General features: G+C 69.0%; 15 protein-coding genes. 12 read left to right on the top strand and 3 right to left on the bottom strand.

Annotation, left to right across the window (positions count from 1 at the left end):
- Positions 1-121 precede the first annotated feature (121 nt).
- The 3 genes from CPZ00_RS11975 to CPZ00_RS11965 all read left to right on the top strand — a co-directional run bounded on the left by CPZ00_RS11975 (position 122) and on the right by CPZ00_RS11965 (position 3,293).
- Positions 122-436, top strand: coding sequence for a hypothetical protein (locus CPZ00_RS11975; protein ID WP_157744236.1), 315 nt, complete (start codon positions 122-124; stop codon positions 434-436).
- Positions 437-547: 111 nt separating this feature from the next.
- Positions 548-1,918 (top strand): geranylgeranyl reductase family protein, encoded by a 1,371-nt coding sequence (locus tag CPZ00_RS11970; RefSeq protein WP_096391083.1) that lies wholly within the window; start codon positions 548-550, stop codon positions 1,916-1,918.
- Between the two features lie 184 nt (positions 1,919-2,102).
- Positions 2,103-3,293: a polyprenyl synthetase family protein gene (locus CPZ00_RS11965; protein WP_096391082.1), complete on the top strand. Its 1,191-nt coding sequence runs from the start codon at positions 2,103-2,105 to the stop codon at positions 3,291-3,293.
- Positions 3,294-3,330: 37 nt separating this feature from the next.
- On the opposite strand, the gene CPZ00_RS11960 is transcribed toward CPZ00_RS11965, so the two are convergent.
- On the bottom strand, positions 3,331-4,617 hold the full coding sequence (locus tag CPZ00_RS11960; protein WP_096391081.1) for an amidohydrolase: 1,287 nt from the start codon (positions 4,615-4,617) through the stop codon (positions 3,331-3,333).
- A gap of 138 nt (positions 4,618-4,755) precedes the next feature.
- On the opposite strand from CPZ00_RS11960, the gene CPZ00_RS11955 reads away from it, so the two are divergent.
- From CPZ00_RS11955 to CPZ00_RS11920, 8 genes are all read left to right on the top strand, one after another.
- Entirely contained in the window at positions 4,756-6,732 is a 1,977-nt protein-coding gene (locus CPZ00_RS11955; protein WP_172861825.1) for a sensor histidine kinase, read from the top strand.
- A gap of 79 nt (positions 6,733-6,811) precedes the next feature.
- Positions 6,812-7,018 (top strand): DUF5800 family protein, encoded by a 207-nt coding sequence (locus CPZ00_RS11950; RefSeq protein ID WP_096391079.1) that lies wholly within the window; start codon positions 6,812-6,814, stop codon positions 7,016-7,018.
- Between the two features lies 1 nt (position 7,019).
- Positions 7,020-8,213, top strand: a complete 1,194-nt coding sequence (locus tag CPZ00_RS11945) for a redox-regulated ATPase YchF (RefSeq protein ID WP_096391078.1) — start codon at positions 7,020-7,022, stop codon at positions 8,211-8,213.
- 325 nt (positions 8,214-8,538) lie between these two features.
- Positions 8,539-9,558, top strand: a complete 1,020-nt coding sequence (locus tag CPZ00_RS11940) for an aliphatic sulfonate ABC transporter substrate-binding protein (protein ID WP_096391077.1) — start codon at positions 8,539-8,541, stop codon at positions 9,556-9,558.
- Entirely contained in the window at positions 9,558-10,388 is an 831-nt protein-coding gene (locus tag CPZ00_RS11935; RefSeq protein ID WP_096391076.1) for an ABC transporter permease, read from the top strand. The genes CPZ00_RS11940 and CPZ00_RS11935 overlap by 1 nt, the downstream gene beginning before the upstream one ends.
- A 1-nt stretch (position 10,389) precedes the next feature.
- On the top strand, positions 10,390-11,103 hold the full coding sequence (locus CPZ00_RS11930) for an ABC transporter ATP-binding protein (RefSeq protein WP_096391075.1): 714 nt from the start codon (positions 10,390-10,392) through the stop codon (positions 11,101-11,103).
- Between the two features lie 108 nt (positions 11,104-11,211).
- Complete coding sequence (gene dacZ, locus CPZ00_RS11925; RefSeq protein ID WP_096391074.1) at positions 11,212-12,024, top strand: diadenylate cyclase DacZ; 813 nt, start codon at positions 11,212-11,214, stop codon at positions 12,022-12,024.
- A complete protein-coding gene (locus tag CPZ00_RS11920) occupies positions 12,024-12,830 on the top strand; it encodes a mechanosensitive ion channel domain-containing protein (protein ID WP_096391073.1) in 807 nt (268 codons plus the stop codon). Before dacZ ends, CPZ00_RS11920 begins: the two co-directional genes overlap by 1 nt.
- A gap of 68 nt (positions 12,831-12,898) precedes the next feature.
- On the opposite strand, the gene CPZ00_RS11915 is transcribed toward CPZ00_RS11920, so the two are convergent.
- Both CPZ00_RS11915 and purD read right to left on the bottom strand, forming a co-directional pair.
- The gene (locus CPZ00_RS11915; protein WP_394338419.1) at positions 12,899-13,525 is read right to left on the bottom strand and encodes an acyltransferase; all 627 of its coding nucleotides are present in this window, start codon (positions 13,523-13,525) and stop codon (positions 12,899-12,901) included.
- Positions 13,526-13,833: 308 nt separating this feature from the next.
- Positions 13,834-15,117 carry a phosphoribosylamine--glycine ligase gene (purD, locus tag CPZ00_RS11910; protein ID WP_096391071.1) on the bottom strand — a complete coding sequence of 428 codons (1,284 nt, stop codon included), beginning with the start codon at positions 15,115-15,117 and terminating at the stop codon, positions 13,834-13,836.
- 155 nt (positions 15,118-15,272) lie between these two features.
- Between purD and CPZ00_RS11905 the strand changes: the two genes are divergently transcribed.
- Positions 15,273-17,510: a thioredoxin domain-containing protein gene (locus CPZ00_RS11905; RefSeq protein WP_096391070.1), complete on the top strand. Its 2,238-nt coding sequence runs from the start codon at positions 15,273-15,275 to the stop codon at positions 17,508-17,510.
- The last annotated feature ends 11 nt before the right edge of the window (positions 17,511-17,521 follow it).

Raw genomic sequence — 17,521 nt, 5'->3', positions numbered from 1 at the left:
GACCGGCCGTACGCGGGAGTCCCTGAAAAGCGACGCGGTGTGCCGGCCGATGCGGCTCCGATTCGATGATCCGGCCGATACCGTTATGCGTTCGGCCGTCGGTCGTTCACCCGGTGATCCGATGACCGACGTGGAGGACGTTCTGGCCGGCCGTGGCGTCGATTTCGACTCAGCCTTCGCGTACGCGCTCAGTCCGTCGATGCTTCGGCTGATCATCGTTTTCCTTGCGGGCTGGCTGCTGTTGCCGGTCGGGCTGTTGGTCTTTTTCACCCCGGAACTGGTCGTCGGCTACAGCGGCATCGTCCGGGAGGCCGTCGGAATGATCATCGGCCTGGTCATCATCGTGAGCGCCGGCGCCCTGCTCGTCGGCGGCCTGATCGGCGCCCTTTTTAAAACGATCGCCGACGGAAACCGGTACGCGGCCGAATCGGGGTAACCGCGCGACGGGATCAGGGGCACCCTGCCGGCCGACCCGGCGTTGTGACGTCGTTCGGAGGACGAAAATCGGCATAAAGAGTTTTGCCCGCCCGGCGGCCACGAATGAGATATGACCACCCACGAGTACGACGTCGTCGTCGCGGGGGCCGGGACGGCCGGCTGTTATGCCGCGACGACGATCGCCGAGGCGGGCCTCGACGTCGCCATCGTCGAGCGGAAGGACGAGACCGAGGCCGGCCACATCGCCTGCGGCGACGCGCTGAAGGGGGCCGACGCGTTCCCCGAGGCGATCCCCAAATCCCGGATCGAGCCCGCGTTCACGAACACGGGCGTCGACCACGGCCGCTTCGAGATCCCCCAGGAGAACACGGTCCTCGAGATCCCCGTCCCGGGCGAGCTCGCGGTCATCGACCGCTGGGAATACGGCCGTCGACTCATCGAGGCCGCCGATGACGCCGGCGTCGAGTTCCACTACGACACCGTGATCGGGGACGTGCTCCAGGACGAGGACGGTCGCGTGACCGGCCTCCGCGGAAAGCGCCGCGGGGACGCGATCGACTTCGCGGCGGACGTCGTGATCGACGGGGCGGGGTCGCTCTCGCTGTTGCAGGACAAGGCCGACTTCTCGGGGACGACCTTCGACACGAACGTCCGGTACTCGCAGTTCTGCTCGGCCTACCGCGAGATCGTGGAGGTCCCCGAGCCGGTCGAGTGGGACGACGCGTTGGTGTTCAAGCCGACCGAGCGCGCGGCCGGCTACCTCTGGTACTTCCCGCGGACCGACACCGAGATCAACGCCGGCCTCGGCTTCCAGATGAACGAGGAGCCGATGAAGCTCGTCGAGTCGCTGAAACGCGACCTCCGGAACCGCCCCGAGTTCGCGGGCGCGACCGTCACCGACAAGCTCGGCGCCGCGCTTCCGACCCGCCGCCCGTACGACTCCGCGGTCGCGCCGGGATACATGGCGGTCGGCGACGCCGCCGGCCACGTCAACCCCACGACCGGCGGCGGGATCGCCGGCGCGGCCTACGCCGGCAAGTACGCGGGCGAGCAGGCCGTCGAAGCGATCGGCGACGGCGACGTGAGCGAGGACGCACTCTGGCGGTACAACGAGCGCGTGATGGACCACTTCGGCGGCCGGTACGCCGGCCTCGACGTCTACAACATCCTCTCGACCGCGGTGGACATCGACGACCTGATGGGGCTGCTGGCCGCACTCCCCGGCGAGAACCTCGCGGAGGCGCTGTACGAGGGGTCGACGTCGATGTCCTTCGGGCTCAAGCTGAAATGTGCGATAAAGAGCTTCGGCTACTGGGGCACGATCTGGAACTTCTACGAGACCAAGCAGCTCGCGGACGAGCTGCTCGACCACTACGGCGAGTATCCCGGCTCGCCCGCGGCGATGGGGTCGTGGACCACGGACCGCGACCGGATCCTCGACCGCATCTACGAGACCACCGGCGCCGAGGCGAAGTACTAACGCGGCGTCGGGGAACGCTGATGCGGCGTCGGGGGACGCTGATGCAGCGTCGGGGGACGCTGATGCGGCGTCGGGAGTGACGTACTGGCGCAGCCTGGCGGCGAGATCCGGATGCGCGCGACCATCCGGCGAAACCTTCACGCTCACGTGGCTTTTACACGCACCGTCACGAACTCGAGGAACGATGACGGTCCCGTCGACTGACCTCCTCCACGCCTGCGACCGCCGGCTCGACCGCGCGCTCACGGCCCGGCTCGAGGGACGCGAGCCGGCAGTCCTGTATGACGCCGTTCGTGAACGACTTCGGGAGTCGGTCATCACCGGATCGGGGACGCTCTTGCTCGCGACGGCGGCGACGGTACCGGACGAGTCGAGCGAAGCGACGCTCGCCGACGGTGCCGACGCGACGTCCCGCGAGACGACGATGCCCGACGCGACGATGGTCGAGTCGATCCCGGGGCCCGACCGCGCCCTCGACGCCGCGGTGGCGATCACGCTCGTGGAAACCGGAGCACGGATCCACGCTCGGTTGCTCGAGGCACCGACGCCGTTCGTGCCGCGGGACGGGGGCTGCGAGCCTGCCCAAGAGGGCGCCGCTGCCGATCGGGACCGCGAGGCGACGGTCGATCCGGGAATGGAAACCCTGCTTGCCGGCGACGTCTGTTACGCCGCGGCGTTCACCCAACTCGCCGACGCCGCGAGCGACGCCGAGCCGACCGACTCGACCGGAGTGACCGAACCAGCCAACCCGAGCGAACCAGCCAACCCGAGCGAACCAGCCAACCCGAGCGAACCAGCCGACTCGGTCGGTTCGTTCGTGCCGTCCTCGCCGGGCGAGGCGGTCGGTCGATACGCCCTGATCGCGGAAACGATGACCGCGGTGAGCGAAGGGTTGACGATCGCCGCCGGGAGCGACCACGCAGCGCTCGAAACGGCCGAGGAGATGGCCCACCGGACACTCGGCAGTCTCTACGAAGTTGCGATGGCGCTCGGCGGGTCCGTCGGCGGACGCGACGAGCGAACCGACGCACTCCGGGAGTGCGGCCGACATCTCGGAACCGCGGTCGGAATGGCACGGCTCGGGCCGGACGCCACGGCGCCGATCGACGCCATCGCGCCCCTGATCGCCGACGCCGATCCGGCGGCGGTCCGGCGCCGGGTTCGTCATCACGAACGGACGGCCGTCGAGGCGGCGGCGGAGGCGGCGGACGATTCGCTCCCGAACGGGTCGGAGGTGAACGTCCGGTCGGAGGCGACGTCGCCGCCGACGATGGATGAAACGGCGGCCGACGCGGCTCCCGGTTCGGGTGGACCGCCCCGGACGGCCGGTCCGCTCGCGTCGCTCGTTCGTGCCGTGATCGACCGGTCGGTCTGATGGTCGCGTTCGAGGAGACGATGCACCGACCCCCGATTCACCGACTCGGCGGCGCCTCGCCGATGCGTTCGATCGTGTCCGCGAGGACGTCGATGGCGATCCGAACGTCGTCGTCGTCGACGTCGAACGTGGACGTGTGGTGTCCGCCGGGATGGTCGGTGCCGACGCAGACGTAACAGGCGAGCCCGCCGCGGTCCTGGACGCGCTCCATCAGGTAGGTCGCATCCTCGCTGCCCCCGAGGTCGTCCCGGTCGCTGACCGTCTCGACGCCGTCGACGCCGCTGGCCGCCTCGCCGACGACGGCCGCCAGCGCGGCGTCGCTGGTCGCGCTGGGGGCACCCCCGGTGGACTCGATGGCGACCGAGCAGCCGTGGGTCTCCGCGGCCGCGCGCAGGACGCGCTCGGCCTTGTGGAACATGTAGTCGGCGAGCTCGGTGGTGCCGCCGCGGACCTCCCCCTCGATGAACGCCTCCTCGGGGATGACGTTCGTGGCGGTTCCGCCCCCGACGACCCCGGCGTTGACCCGCGTCTTGCCGTCGGCGTGTCTGGGGATCGCGTAGAGGTTCTCGACGGCGGTGGCCATAGCCTGCACCGCGTTCCGCCCCTGTTCGGGGTTCGCTCCCGCGTGGGCCGGTCGACCCTCGAAGTCGGCCCGGAAGTGCCGCACCGCCAGGAATCCGTCGATCCCGCTGACGACCTCGCCGGATGGATGGTCGAGGCCGACGTGGACCGCCAGCAGGTAGTCGACGTCGTCGAGGTGACCGGACTCAGCGATCGGCCGGCCGCCGCCGATCCGCTCCTCGCTGGGCTGGAAGACGACGACGAGCGTCCCCGCGAACCCGCCGGCGAGGACGGCGTCGATCACGCCGATCCCGATCGTCGCGTGGGCGTCGTGACCGCAGGCGTGCATGTACCCCTCGTGTGCCGAGCGGTAGCCGCCCGCGGCCGGATCGTGGTCGGGGTCGTCGGCCTCGGTCACCGGCAGCGCGTCGATGTCCACGCGGAGGCCAACCGTGGGCCCGTCGCCGCGCTCGAAGACGGCGATACAGCCGGTGTGGCCGTCGGCCGTCCGTTCGAGGACGTCGGGGTCGACGCCGGCCTGACGGGCGCGGTCGGTCCACATATCCAGGGTCTCCGCATCGGGAACGCCGGTGCGCGCGTCGCCCGCGAGCGCCTCGCGACCGACGTACAATTCGTCCGGTTCACGGTCCCGGAGCGCGGCGACGATCCGGTCGGTCGTGTAGTACTCGCACCACGCCGGTTCGGGATGGCGATGGAGGTCGCGGCGGAAGGTCCGGTACGCCTCGAAGTCGGTCTCGTTCATACCCCACTGATAGCGTGCAGGCGGTTAAGCGTACCCCGCCAAAGGCGCCCGAACCTACCCCGCCAAAGGCGCCCGAACCGTCCACCGTCCCGCGGTCGGCAGGGGGCTTTATAACGGTCGATGAACGTCGTTTCGACGATGGAGCTCTCGTCGGGGACCGTGGGGCTCGGCTACCTCGCGATGGGGACGGCGCTGCTGTTCCTGCTGCGGGAGCCCCTCCGCCACCCCGACACGCCGGGCAGCCGAGGGTTCGCGCTCGCGGTCCTCGGGATCGCGCTGTGGCCGATCGGCCTCGGCAACGAGTACCTCGTCGCCAACCCCGACCTCTCGGTGGCCGCCTGGAACGTCCGGCTGCTCGCCGCGTCGCTGATCGCGGTCGGCTGGCTGCTGTTGGCCGTCGAATCGACGACGGGCTGGTGGCCGTCCAGACGTGCGCTCGGCCCCTTCGTGGCGTACGTCGGACTCGGCCAGGCGGTCGCGTGGTCGAACTCCTATCACCACCTCGTTTTGACCCCTCAAACGACCGTTCAGGGGACGGTGCTCGTCGCGTCCTACGGCACGGGGTTTTGGATACTGTCCGGATTGAACTACCTGCTCGTCCTGACCGGCACGGTTCTGCTGGCCGGCGAGTGGCTCCGGTCGCGCGGGCTGCGGCAGCGACAGGCAGCGATCCTGACGCTGGCGGTCGTCCCGCCGATCATCGCCAACCTTCTGACCCTGTTCGGCGCGGTGCCCACCGTCTACGACCTCACGCCCGTCGGCCTCGCGGGCAGCGGACTGTTCCTGTTGCAGGCGCTCTACCGGATGGACCTGCTCACGGTCGTTCCCGTCGCACGGGAGGTGGCGATGGCGGAGATGGACGACGCCGTCGTGACGGTCGACGACGAACGCCGCGTGCTCGATTACAACGCGACGGCCGACCGCCTGTTCGCCGGCGACGACGTCCACGTCGGAATGCCCGCCTCGAAGTTCTTCACGTCGATCCCCCCGGCGGTGCACGACCGCATCCTGCAGGCGACGACGCGGATGGATTCGAGCACGGCGGACGACGGAACTGCTCCGACCGACGGCGGAACCGACACAGCCGCTCCGACCGACGGCGGAACCGACACAGCCGCTCCGACCGACGGCGGAACCGACGATATGGAGATCGCCGTCCCGATGGACGATGAGGTCCGCCACTTCTCGGTGTCGGCCTCGGCGGTCCAGCGGTCGATCGACTCCACGGCGTGGGTGGTCGTGCTGCGCGACATCACGCCGATCAAGCGGCGGGAACACGAACTTGAGGAGCGCGAGGAGGAGCTCGAGCTACTCCGGCAGATCCTCTCGCGCGTGCTCCGACACAACATCCGGAACAAGCTCACCACGATCCGCGGGAACGCCGACCTCCTCGCCGACGATCTCACGGACGCGAGCGGGAGCCTGGACGCCGATCTGAGCACCGATGCGGCGGTGCTCACGCGTATCGACGCGATCCGTGAAGCCAGCGAGGAACTGCTCGGCAACAGCGAAAACGCGCGCGAGATCGAACGCATCATCGACCAGCGCGGTCGGACGGTCAGCTACGACCTGGCGGACGTGATCGAGCGCGTGGTCGAGACGATCCGCCGGGACCACCCCGACGTCACGGTCCACGTCGATCACGAGGGCCCCGAGACGGTGGCGGGCGGTCCGGGACTGGAGACCGCGCTCCGGTGTCTCGTCGAGAACGCCGCGGTCCACAACGACGCGCCGAACCCGACCGTCTGGGTGTCGGTCCAAGACGCGGGGACGGAGACGGTGATCTCGGTGGCCGACGACGGCCCCGGGATCCCGGACCACGAGATCACCGTCCTCGATACGAACGAGGAGACGCCGCTGTCCCACGGCAGCGGCGTCGGGCTTTGGCTCGTCACGTGGGCCGCCGACTCCGTCGGCGCGCGGCTGTCGATCGACACGACGACCGAATCGGCCTCACCGACTGGCGACGGTGGCCTCGAGGCCACCGCGAGCGTCGGCCCCGAACCGGCCGACGCTGACCCGGGCGGGGCCGCCGGCACGCCCGCAAACGGCGGCGTCGAAACCGTCCCCTCGGTGCCGGCGGAGGCGACGACGATCGTCTCCCTGCATCTCTAGCCCGTCGGAGGTGACGACCCTTCCTCCGTCGCCGGCCGAGAGCCGCACCCTTATAGGGGGGACACGCCTCCGATCGGCCATGAGCACCATCCTCTCCATCGAGGACGACGGCGTCGACGTCGTGTATCAGGGGACCGAGTTTCGTTTGGACCGCGAGCTGATCGAGGAGGCGACCGAGAAGGACTACCCGGACGTCACCGACCACGAGATCCTCCAGATCGTCGAGTCCGACCCCGACCTCTCGGGGGAGCCGCGACGGGTCGGGGACGTGCTCGCGGGAGCCTGAGATGATCACGGTCGCGCTCGCGGGGAAACCGAACGCGGGGAAGTCGACCCTGTATACGGCCGCGACGATGGCCGACGTCGACGTCGCGAACTACCCGTTCACGACCATCGACGCCAACCGGGGAGTCACACACGTCCGCACGGAGTGTCCGTGTCTGGACCGGGACGAGCGGTGCGGGGCGGAGAACTGCCGCGACGGGAAGCGGTACGTTCCGGTCGAACTCCTCGACGTGGCCGGGCTCGTCCCCGGCGCCCACGAGGGGAAGGGGCTTGGCAACCAGTTCCTCGACGAGCTGACGAACGCGGACGTCATCCTCAACGTCGTCGACGCCTCCGGCGGCACCGACGCGGAGGGCGAGCCGGTCCCGGTCGGGAGTCACGACCCCCTCGAGGACGTCGACTTCATCGAACGCGAGATGGACCTCTGGCTCGCGGGAATCATCGACCGCAACTGGGAGAGCGTCGAGCGGAAGTCCCGGTCGCCCGACTTCGACCTCGAGGAGGCGCTGACGGACCTGCTCACGGGGTTCGGCGCGACCGCGGCGGACGTGACGGCGGTCCTCCGGTCGATCGAGTATCCGGACGACCCATTTAAATGGGCCGACGAGGACCGCGAGCGGCTGGCCGAGGTCCTCCGGCGGCGGACCAAGCCCATCGTCGTGGTCGCCAACAAGGCCGACGTGGCACCCCAGGAGAACGTCGACCGGCTTCGGAAGGAGACCGATCAGCCGGTGGTGTTCGCGGCCGCCGACGGCGAACTGGGCCTTCGCCGGGCCGCCGAGGCCGGCGTCGTCGCGTACGACCCGGGCGATCCGGATTTCGAGATCGTCGACGACGCCGACGTCTCCACGGACCAGCGCGAGGGGCTCGAGGGGATCCGTGACGTGATGGACGCGTTCGGGGGGACCGGCGTCCAGACGGCCCTGAACGCGGCGGTGTACGACCGGCTCGACCGGTTCACCGCCTACCCCGTCCAGGACGCCGCCAAGTGGACCGACGCCCGCGGAAACGTCCTGCCCGACGCGTTCCTGCTCCGGGCGGGCGCGACCCCGAAGGACCTCGCGTACGCCGTTCACTCCGACATCGGCGAGGGCTACCTCCACGCGATCGACGCGCGCTCGAGCCGCCGGATCGGCGAGGACCACGAACTGTCGGAGGGCGACGTGATCAAGATCGTCTCGACGGCCGGACCGTGAGGCGACCGCGACGGGACGAACGCTCGAGTGATCGAACCGTTCCGGACGGGTGGCCGAGTCGGTCAATCGACCCGAGTCGGCGATCGGTCCATCCCGGATAACGGACACGATATCCTGTTTTCGGAACGCAGGCTTTCGGTCACGGCCGAGTGTCTGAGACTAACACACAATTACGAAAACGGGCGACTCGACCCTTCACCATCGCGTTCGTACGTTCCTGCTCGAATTTCTTCGATCCGTGTATTACTATAAAGCATCATAGCTGCGACGAAATATTCCACTTATGCATACCTTATAGGGAATCCGGTCGGTACGTGGGGACACGATGGAACGACGACGCTTCCTCGCCACGGCCGGGACGACGATCGCCACGCCGCTTGCGGCTGGCTGCATTGCGACCGGCGGAAGCAGCACCGGTGATGGAAACGGCAACGGGTCGAGCGATACCGACGGCCGAACGATCACGGTCGATTGGGCCTACTACAACCCGATCAGCCTCGTGCTCCGGGACCACGGCTGGCTCGAGGAGGAGTTCGCCGACGACGACGTCTCGATCGAGTGGGTGCTCAGCCTCGGGAGCAACCAGGCCAACGAGTACTCCCAGAGCGGATCCGCCGAGTTCGCCTCGACGGCGGGCATCGCGGCGCTGCTCGCGCGCACGAACGGCGTGCCGATCCGGACGCCGTACATCTACTCGAAGCCGGAGTGGACCGCGCTCGTTGCCAAGTCCGACTCCGGCATCTCCTCGGTCGCGGACCTGGAGGGCAAACGCGTCGCGGCGACGCGGGGGACCGATCCCTACTTCTTCCTCCTGCAGGCGCTGGAGACGGCGGGGCTCTCCGCGGCCGACGTCGAGGTCGTCCACCTCCAACATCCCGACGGACAGTCCGCGCTCGTTCAGGACGACGTCGACGCGTGGGCCGGGCTGGACCCGCACATGGCCGAGTTGGAGCTCGAACACGACGTCGACCTGTTCTTCCGGGAACCGGACTTCAACACCTACGGCTTCCTCAACGTGCTCGAGGGCTTCCTCGAGGACCGTCCCGAGGACGCGCGCCGCGTCCTGGAGACCTACGAACGCGGGCGCCAGTGGGCGCTCGAGAACCCGCAGGAGACGGCGTCGATCCTGGCCGCCGAGTCGGACATGTCCCAGGCGGTCGCCGAGCGCGTGTTCGTCGAGCGGAACGACCTCTCGACCGCGCTCCCCGGCGAGCAGCACCGTGAGCTCCTCTCGACGCTCGCGCCCATCCTCAAGGAGGAGGGAATGGTCCAGCCCGACGCCGACCTCCAGGCGCGCATCGACGAGCTGATCGACTCCGAGACCGCGAGCGAGGTGGTGAACTGATGGCGACGGTCGAGGACCACGACGGCGCGACCGCGGCCGGGGAACGCCTGGCGACGTGGCTCCGCGACCACACGCCGGCCACACCGGGCTCCCCGCGCAGCGTGCTCGGATTCGTCGTGCCCGGGCTGCTGGTGGTCTGCTGGCACTTCCTCGTGGCCGGGGGAGTCTTCCAACCGCACCAGCTGCCCGCCCCGACGACCGTCCTGACGACCTTCGTGGCGATGGGCGCCTCCGGCGAGCTGTGGGGTCACCTCAGCGTCACGATCCAGCGCGTCGCGTTCGGCGTGCTCTTCGGCGTGAGCGCCGGGATCGCCTTCGGGACGCTCACCGGACTGTTCGGGCTCGCGAACGATCTCCTGGATCCGCTCCTCCAGAGCCTGAAGAACATCCCCTCGCTGGCGTGGGTTCCGCTGTTTCTCCTGTGGTTCGGCATCGGCGAGAGCGCGAAGGTGACGCTCATCGCGCTGGGCGCGTTCTTCCCGGTGTACCTCAACCTCTCGACGGGGATTCAGGGGATCGACGAGGACCTACTCGAGGTCGTGGCGGTCTACGACGTCGGCCGGTTCGAGACGCTTCGCCGCGTCGTCTTCCCTGCGGCCCTCCCGAGCCTGCTGGTCGGCGTTCGAGGCGGGGTCGGACTGGCGTGGATGTTCGTGGTCGCGGCCGAACTGATCGCCGCGAGCCAGGGGCTGGGCTTTTTGTTGAGCGACGGTCGGGTGCTCGCACGCCCCGACATCATCGTCGGGTCGATCCTGCTGTTCGCGTTCCTCGGGAACCTCTCCGACATCGGCGTGAAGGCGCTCCAGAAGCGGCTCGTCTACTGGGGGTAAGATGCTCGAAACGCGCTCGCTCACCAAGGCGTACGACGAGACGGTCGCGCTCCGCGACGTCGATTTCGCGGCCGAGGACGGCGAGTTCGTCTCGGTCGTCGGTCCCTCCGGCTGTGGCAAGAGCACGCTGCTGCGCGTGCTCGCCGGCCTCGAGTCCGGGTTCGACGGCACGGCGTCGGTCGACGGAACGCCCGTGAACGCCGGCGGCAGCGACGACGTGGGCGTGGTCTTTCAGGATCCCCGTCTGCTCCCGTGGGCGACCGTCCGGGAGAACGTCAGGCTCGGCTTCGAGGAGTCGGTCGCCGACGACCGCGTCGACGAACTGATCGCCCGCGTCGGGCTGGACGGCTTCGAGACGGCGCTTCCCGAGGAGCTCTCGGGCGGAATGGCCCAACGCGTCGCGCTCGCACGGGGGCTGGCCTACGAGCCGCAGGCCCTCCTCCTCGACGAACCGTTCAGCGCGCTCGACGCGCTGACGAAGGTCGAGCAACAGGAGTTCCTGCTCGACGTCCGGGACGACGTCGACGCGACCGTCGTGCTCGTCACCCACGACGTCGAGGAGGCGGTCTACCTCGCGGACCGGGTCGTCGTGCTCGGCGGCCAGCCCGGCACCGTCGTCGCGAACGTGGACGTCCCCCTGGATCGACCCCGGGACCGGACCGACGGGCAGCTGATCGAGACTCGTGAACGGGTCACCGACGCGCTCGGGCTGTGAGTTGCCCCCGCCGCAGCCGGTCGCGCGCGATCGGCCGGATTCGCGTCTGACGGGCGCGTGACGACGGCACAACTGCTTTATATACGGCGTCGGACGATTTAAATAACGATGTCCATCCTCACCGACCTTCTCAACGACGTCGTCGCCGACGTCGACGGCGTCTTCCTGTTTTCCCCCAGCGGATCGTTTCACGAGCGGTTCCGCGAGGCGGATGTCGACGTCGTCGTCGTCGACACGGAGAACGTGGTCGACGCGGACACGTTCGTCGAGCTCCCGCTTGCGTTCGACAACGTCCGCGACCGGATCCGGTTCGGCGTCGAGGGCGCCATCGAGAGCGGGATCGTCGAGACGGGCGACGCGATCGCCTGTTCGGTGTCGGTCTTCGACGACGACGACGCGGATTCGGTGATCCGCGTTCGCGCGACCGAGGACATGGGAGCGGGGATCTACGACCTGTTCGTCGACTCGCGGGCGGAGCCCGGCGTGATCCGTGACGTCTTCGAGGTGGCGATCGAGCTGGGTAAGAAGGGGCAGAAGGGGAAGCCGGTGGGCGCGCTGTTCGTCGTCGGGGACGCCGGCAAGGTGATGAACAAATCGCGTCCGCTCAGCTACAATCCCTTCGAGAAGAGCCACGTCCACGTCGGCGACCCGATCGTGAACGTGATGCTGAAGGAGTTCTCCCGGCTCGACGGCGCGTTCGTCATCTCCGATTCGGGGAAGATCGTCTCCGCGTATCGCTACCTCGAGCCGGCCGCCGAGGGCGTCGACATCCCGAAGGGACTGGGTGCGCGACACATGGCCGCCGGCGCGATCACCCGCGACACGAACGCGACCGCGATCGTGCTTTCGGAGTCCGACGGTCTCGTCCGAGCGTTCAAGGGCGGACGGCTCATCCTCGAGGTCGATCCGGAGGCGTACTGATGGCCCGAACCGTGCTCCCGCTCAACGCCCGGGAAACGGCGGTCGAGGTGCTCGGTCTCGTCCCGCCCCGGATCTGGCTCGCGCTGTTCATCGTCCTTCTGGGGATCGTGGCCGGCTACGCGGTCGAGGTGGTCAACCGACGGCTGCTCGAGCGCGCCGGCGTTCCCGGCTCCACCGAGGGAACCGCCTTCGAGCGGACCGCCCGGGAGTTCGGGCTCTCGACGGTAACCATCATCGCGAAGCTCTCGAACTACTTCATCGTCGGCATCGCCGTTCTCACCGCGCTCTCGGTCGCCGACGTCGAGTATGCACAGCTCTTCTGGGGCGACGTCGCCACGTTCGTCCCGCGACTGTTCATCGCCATCGTCGTGCTGATCGTCGGGATCGTGGTCGGCGACAAGATCGAGCTGTACGTCGCCGAGCGCCTCCGCGGGATCAAGCTCCCCGAGACGGGGATGATATCCACCGCCGCGAAATACAGCGTCGTCTACGTCGCCATCCTGATCGCGCTCGACCAGATCGGCGTCGCGACGCTCGCGTTGATAGTCCTACTCGCGGCGTACGCGTTCGCGCTCGTGGTGCTCACCGCGCTCGCAACGAAGGATCTGCTTGCCGCCGCCGCGGCCGGCGTGTTCCTCCTGCTCCGCCAACCATACGGGATCGGCGACGAGGTGAAGGTCGCGGACCGCCGCGGGATCGTTCAGGAGGTCGACCTGTTCGTCACGCATATCGAGACCGACGGCGAGGAACACGTCCTACCGAACCATCTCGTGCTCCGCGAGGGGATCGTCCGGATCCGAAGCTAACCGGCGACATCCGAAACCAACCCGAGGCATCCGAAACGAACCGGACGACCGCCACTCCCGATCGAGTGCTACTCCGCGGTCGGTTCGGGTTCCGCCATCCGGTCGGGCCCTCCCTCCGAATCGGAGTCGCCCCTCGGGTCGGAGACCACCTCCGCCGGGACGCCCGCGACGGTCGTCCCGGCCGGAACGTCCTCGGTCACCAGCGAGTTGGCCGCGACCTGGGCCCCCTCCCCGACCGTCACGCCGGGCAACACGATCGCGCCCGCGCCGACCATCGCGCGCTGCCGTATCACCACGTCGCCGAGCCGGTATTCGTCCTGGAGAAACTCGTGGCACAACAGCGTCGCGTCGTAGCCGACGATCGCGTCCGACTCGACCGTGATCCGCTCCGGCCAGAAGACGTCCGGCGTCGATTCCAGCCCCCAGGAAACGCCGGCACCGACCGAGACCCCGATCCGTCGGAGCAGCCAGTTCTTGAGCCGGAGGCTCGGCGAGATCCGGCACAGCAGGATCACGAGGTAGTTCCTGACGACGACCAGCGGGGACTTCGCGTCCGGCCAGGCCCACAGCGAGTTGCGCGGTCCCGGCGTCGCGACCCGATCCAACCGGTCACGGCGGCGTGTCGGGGCCGCCTCGGCGGCGCGGTCCGTCCCGGAAGGGTGCGTTTCAGCCCGGCGATGGTCGTCGTCGCTCACGTGAGCCGATCCGCCCCCCGTCGTTAAAGACCTCGCGTTCGCGGGCATCACGGCCGCACGGCGGTTCGTTCGGCGGTCCCCACCCCCGACGTTTAAAATTGATGCCGACGCAGCCGTCCGCGTGATCTGACCGGTCGTCCACGACGGTTCAGGCGGGTGTGTGACGCGCTGTCGTGGGATCGCTCCGTCGTTCCGTCGTGAAATCGCTCCGTGGCGCAACCGGATCGAACGGCGGTCGCGACGGACGCGTCGCCTGTTCGCAACGTTCCGTGAGCGGTAGCCAGCGTCGTCGTCTCCCCCGGAGAACGTTACTCCCGCAGCGCGTCCATGTGCTCGATCCGCCGATCGATGAGCGACGCCGTGCCGACGTCGTGACGGATCCGGACGCGGTCGCCGGCGGCCGACAGCGCCTCGGACGCGACTGACTCAGCCTCCTCGATCGACTCGCCCAGGCCGACCACGGCGAAGGCGCGTGAGGTCGTCGTGTAGAGGCCGTCCTCCCGGTCGTCGACGCTGGCGTAGAACAACAGCGCGTCCCCGACGCTTCCCTCGTCGACCTCGATGCGGGCGCCAGAATCGGGGTCGATCGGATAGCCGTCCGGAACGGCGTACTTACAGACGGTCGCTCGGCCGGCGAACGAAAGCTCCGGGAGTTCCTCGCCGTCGCGGGCCGCCGTGATCACGTCGATGAACGGCGTCTCGAGCACCGGCAGCGTGTTCATCGCCTCGGGGTCGCCGAAGCGGGCGTTGAACTCGACCACCTTCGGCCCCTCGGCGGTCAGCATAAACTGCCCGTAGAGGACGCCCGTGTACCCCGGCAGTGCCTCGACGACCGCCTCGATGACCTCGACGGCGGCGGCGTAGTCTCCCTCGGCCATGAACGGCAGCGAGAAGCCAGCGTCGGAGTACGACCCCATCCCACCCGTGTTCGGTCCCTCGTCGCCCTCGTAGGCGCGCTTGTGGTCCTGGACGGCCGGGGTCGTCCTGACCTCGCCGTTGGCGACGAACGCCTGGATCGTGAACTCCTCGCCGACCAGCCGTTCCTCCAACACGACGCGGTCGTATTCGGACTCCCGAAGGTACGCCTTCGCCTCGGCGGCGGTGACCTGGTCGCCGATCACCTTCACGCCCTTGCCGCCGGTCAACCCGGCGGGCTTGACCGCGAGGTCGCCGTCGTACTCGTCGATGTACTCGCAGGCGGCCTCCATATCGGTGAACGTCTCGAAATCCGGACAACCCGGAACGTCGTTGTCCCGCATAAACCGCCGCTGGTAGGCCTTGTCCGTCTCGATCCGCGCCGCCTCACGGTCCGGTCCGAACGTGTACACCCCCGCCTCCACGAGGGCGTCCGCCGCCCCGGCGGCCAGCGCCGACTCGGGGCCGATCACGGCCGCGTCCGCGTCGATCGACTCGGCGTACTCGGCGATCGCCGCCGCATCCGTCTCCGAGAGGGTCTCGAACCCGTCAGCGAGCCGGTCGATTCCCGGGTTCCGGTTGCTCGCGCACGCATAGAGCGTACAGTCCGGCGCGAGCGCACGGGCGATCGCGTGTTCACGTCCGCCGCCGCCGACCAACAGCACGGTCTCCGTCATACGCGAGGAGTTTACGCACGGTAGTGTAAACCTTGTCGTTACACTCGCTTGATATAGCCACGATCGTGCATCACAGTGACTCCGATGGCCGAGTCCGAACCACACTCCAGTCCGAGTGGCGACGGCTTTTCCCCCTGGCCGCCGTACCGACGACTATGTCCACACCGACCGACCGGAACCGGCTGTCCGCGGAGGCGAGCCCGTACCTCCGCCAGCACGCCGACAATCCGGTCAACTGGCAGCCCTGGGACGATCGTGCCTTCGAGACCGCCGCCGAGCACGACGTGCCCGTGTTCGTCTCGGTCGGCTACGCCGCCTGCCACTGGTGTCACGTGATGGAGGAGGAGAGCTTCTCGGACCCCGACGTCGCCGAGACGCTCAACGAGTCGTTCGTTCCGGTGAAGGTCGACCGCGAGGAGCGGCCGGACGTCGACGACGTGTTGATGACGGTCTGCCAGCTCGTCTCCGGCGGTGGCGGCTGGCCGCTCTCGGCGTGGTGTACCCCCGACGGAAAGCCGTTCTACGTCGGGACGTACTTCCCGCGGGAGCCGACTCGGGGGCGGCCGGGATTCCAGGAGCTGTGTGAGCGGATCGCCGATTCCTGGAGCGACACCGAACAGCGTGCCGAAATGGAGTCCCGAGCCGACCAGTGGATGGCCGCGGCCCGCGATGAGGTCGAGTCCGTCCCGGATCAGCCCGGCGAGCCGCCGGGAACGGGGATCCTCGAGGAGGCGGCCTCGACCGCCGTTCGCGGGTACGACGAGGAACACGGCGGCTTCGGAACGAGCGGTCCGAAGTTTCCGCAGCCGCGTCGGATCGACCTCCTCCTGCGAGCCGGCGCCGCCTCGGAACGCGACCACGCGGAGCGTGATGCCGGGGAGGCCGAGCAGGATTCGGTGGACGCCGAGCGAACTGCAGCCATACGGGCCGCAACGGGGACCCTCGACGCGATGGTCGCCGGCGGGCTCTACGACCACGTCGGCGGCGGGTTCCACCGCTACGCGACGGACCGAACCTGGACGGTGCCCCACTTCGAGAAGATGCTGTACGACAACGCGGAGCTGCCGCGCGTGCTCCTGGATGCGTTCCAACTGACGGGGACCCCACGATACGGGCTGGTCGCCCAGGAGACGTTCGCCTTCCTGGACCGCGAGCTCTCCCACCCGGACGGCGGCTTCTTCAGCACTCTCGACGCCAGGAGCGTTCCGCCCGAGTCGCGTCGAAACGCCACGACGGACGCGTCGGACATAGGGGAATCGGTCCCGGAACCTGTCGAAGGCGCCTTCTACACCTGGACGCCCAAGGAGATCGAGGCGGTGCTCGAGGCGCCGGCCGCCTCGCTCGTGTGCGACCGATACGGGGTGACGCCAGCCGGGAACTTCGAACGCGGAACGACGGTGCTCACCGAGTCGGCGTCGATCGGGGAGCTCGCGAGCGAACACGGACTCGAACGCGGGACGGTCCGCGAGCGGCTGCGTGAGGCTCGCGTCGACCTGTACGAGGCCCGCGAGCGGCGGCCGCGTCCCGCGCGGGACGAGAAGGTGCTCGCCGGGTGGAACGGGCGGGCGATCTCCGCGTTCGCGGCGGGTGCGCGGGCGTTGGATCCGCGTCTCGCGGACCGGGCGACGACGGCGCTCGAGTTCGTTCGGGACCGGCTGTGGGACCCGGACGCCCGCCGGCTCGACCGCCGGTGGATCGACGGCGACCGCAAGGGGCCGGGGTATCTCGACGACTACGCGTTCCTCGCCCGCGGTGCGTTCGACACGTATCAGGTGACCGGCCGCCCCGATCACCTGGGCTTCGCGATCGAGCTCGCCGACCGGGTCGTCGCGGAATTCTACGACGAGACCGCGGGAACGGTCTACTCGGTCCCGAGCGACCGGGGCGACGGCGCGGCCGGCCCGAGCGACCTCTCCGTCCGCCCGCAGTCGCTGACCGACCGGTCGCTTCCCTCGAGCGTCGGCATCGCGGTCGAACTCCTCGTCGAGCTCGACGGGTTCGTCGGCGACCGCCCGTATCGGGAGGTCGCGGAAACCGTCCTCGAGACGCACGCCGACCGGATCCGCGGGCGGCCGCTCGAACACGCATCGCTCGTTCTGGCGGCCGACCGCGTGGCGAACGGCGGGATCGAGATCGTGTTCGCCGGCGACGAACGCCCCGACTCGTGGTGGGAGGCGCTCTCGAACCGGTTCCTTCCCGGGGCGGTGTTCGCCCCGCGTCCCGCGACCGCGGACGCGACCGCCGAGTGGTGTCGGGCGATCGGCCTGGAGGGAGTCCCGCCCGTCTGGGACGGCCGGGAGGCGATCGACGGGGAGCCGACCGTCTACGCGTGTCGTGGGTTCGCGTGCTCGCCCCCGAAAACGGACGTCGAGGCCGCGCTCGACTGGCTGTAACGCCCTGACGC

It is taken from the genome of Halopenitus persicus (genome assembly GCF_002355635.1).
Classification (GTDB): domain Archaea; phylum Halobacteriota; class Halobacteria; order Halobacteriales; family Haloferacaceae; genus Halopenitus; species Halopenitus persicus_A.
Note: the sequence above shows the minus strand (reverse complement) of the source record. Positions and strands in the feature narration are given on the sequence as shown.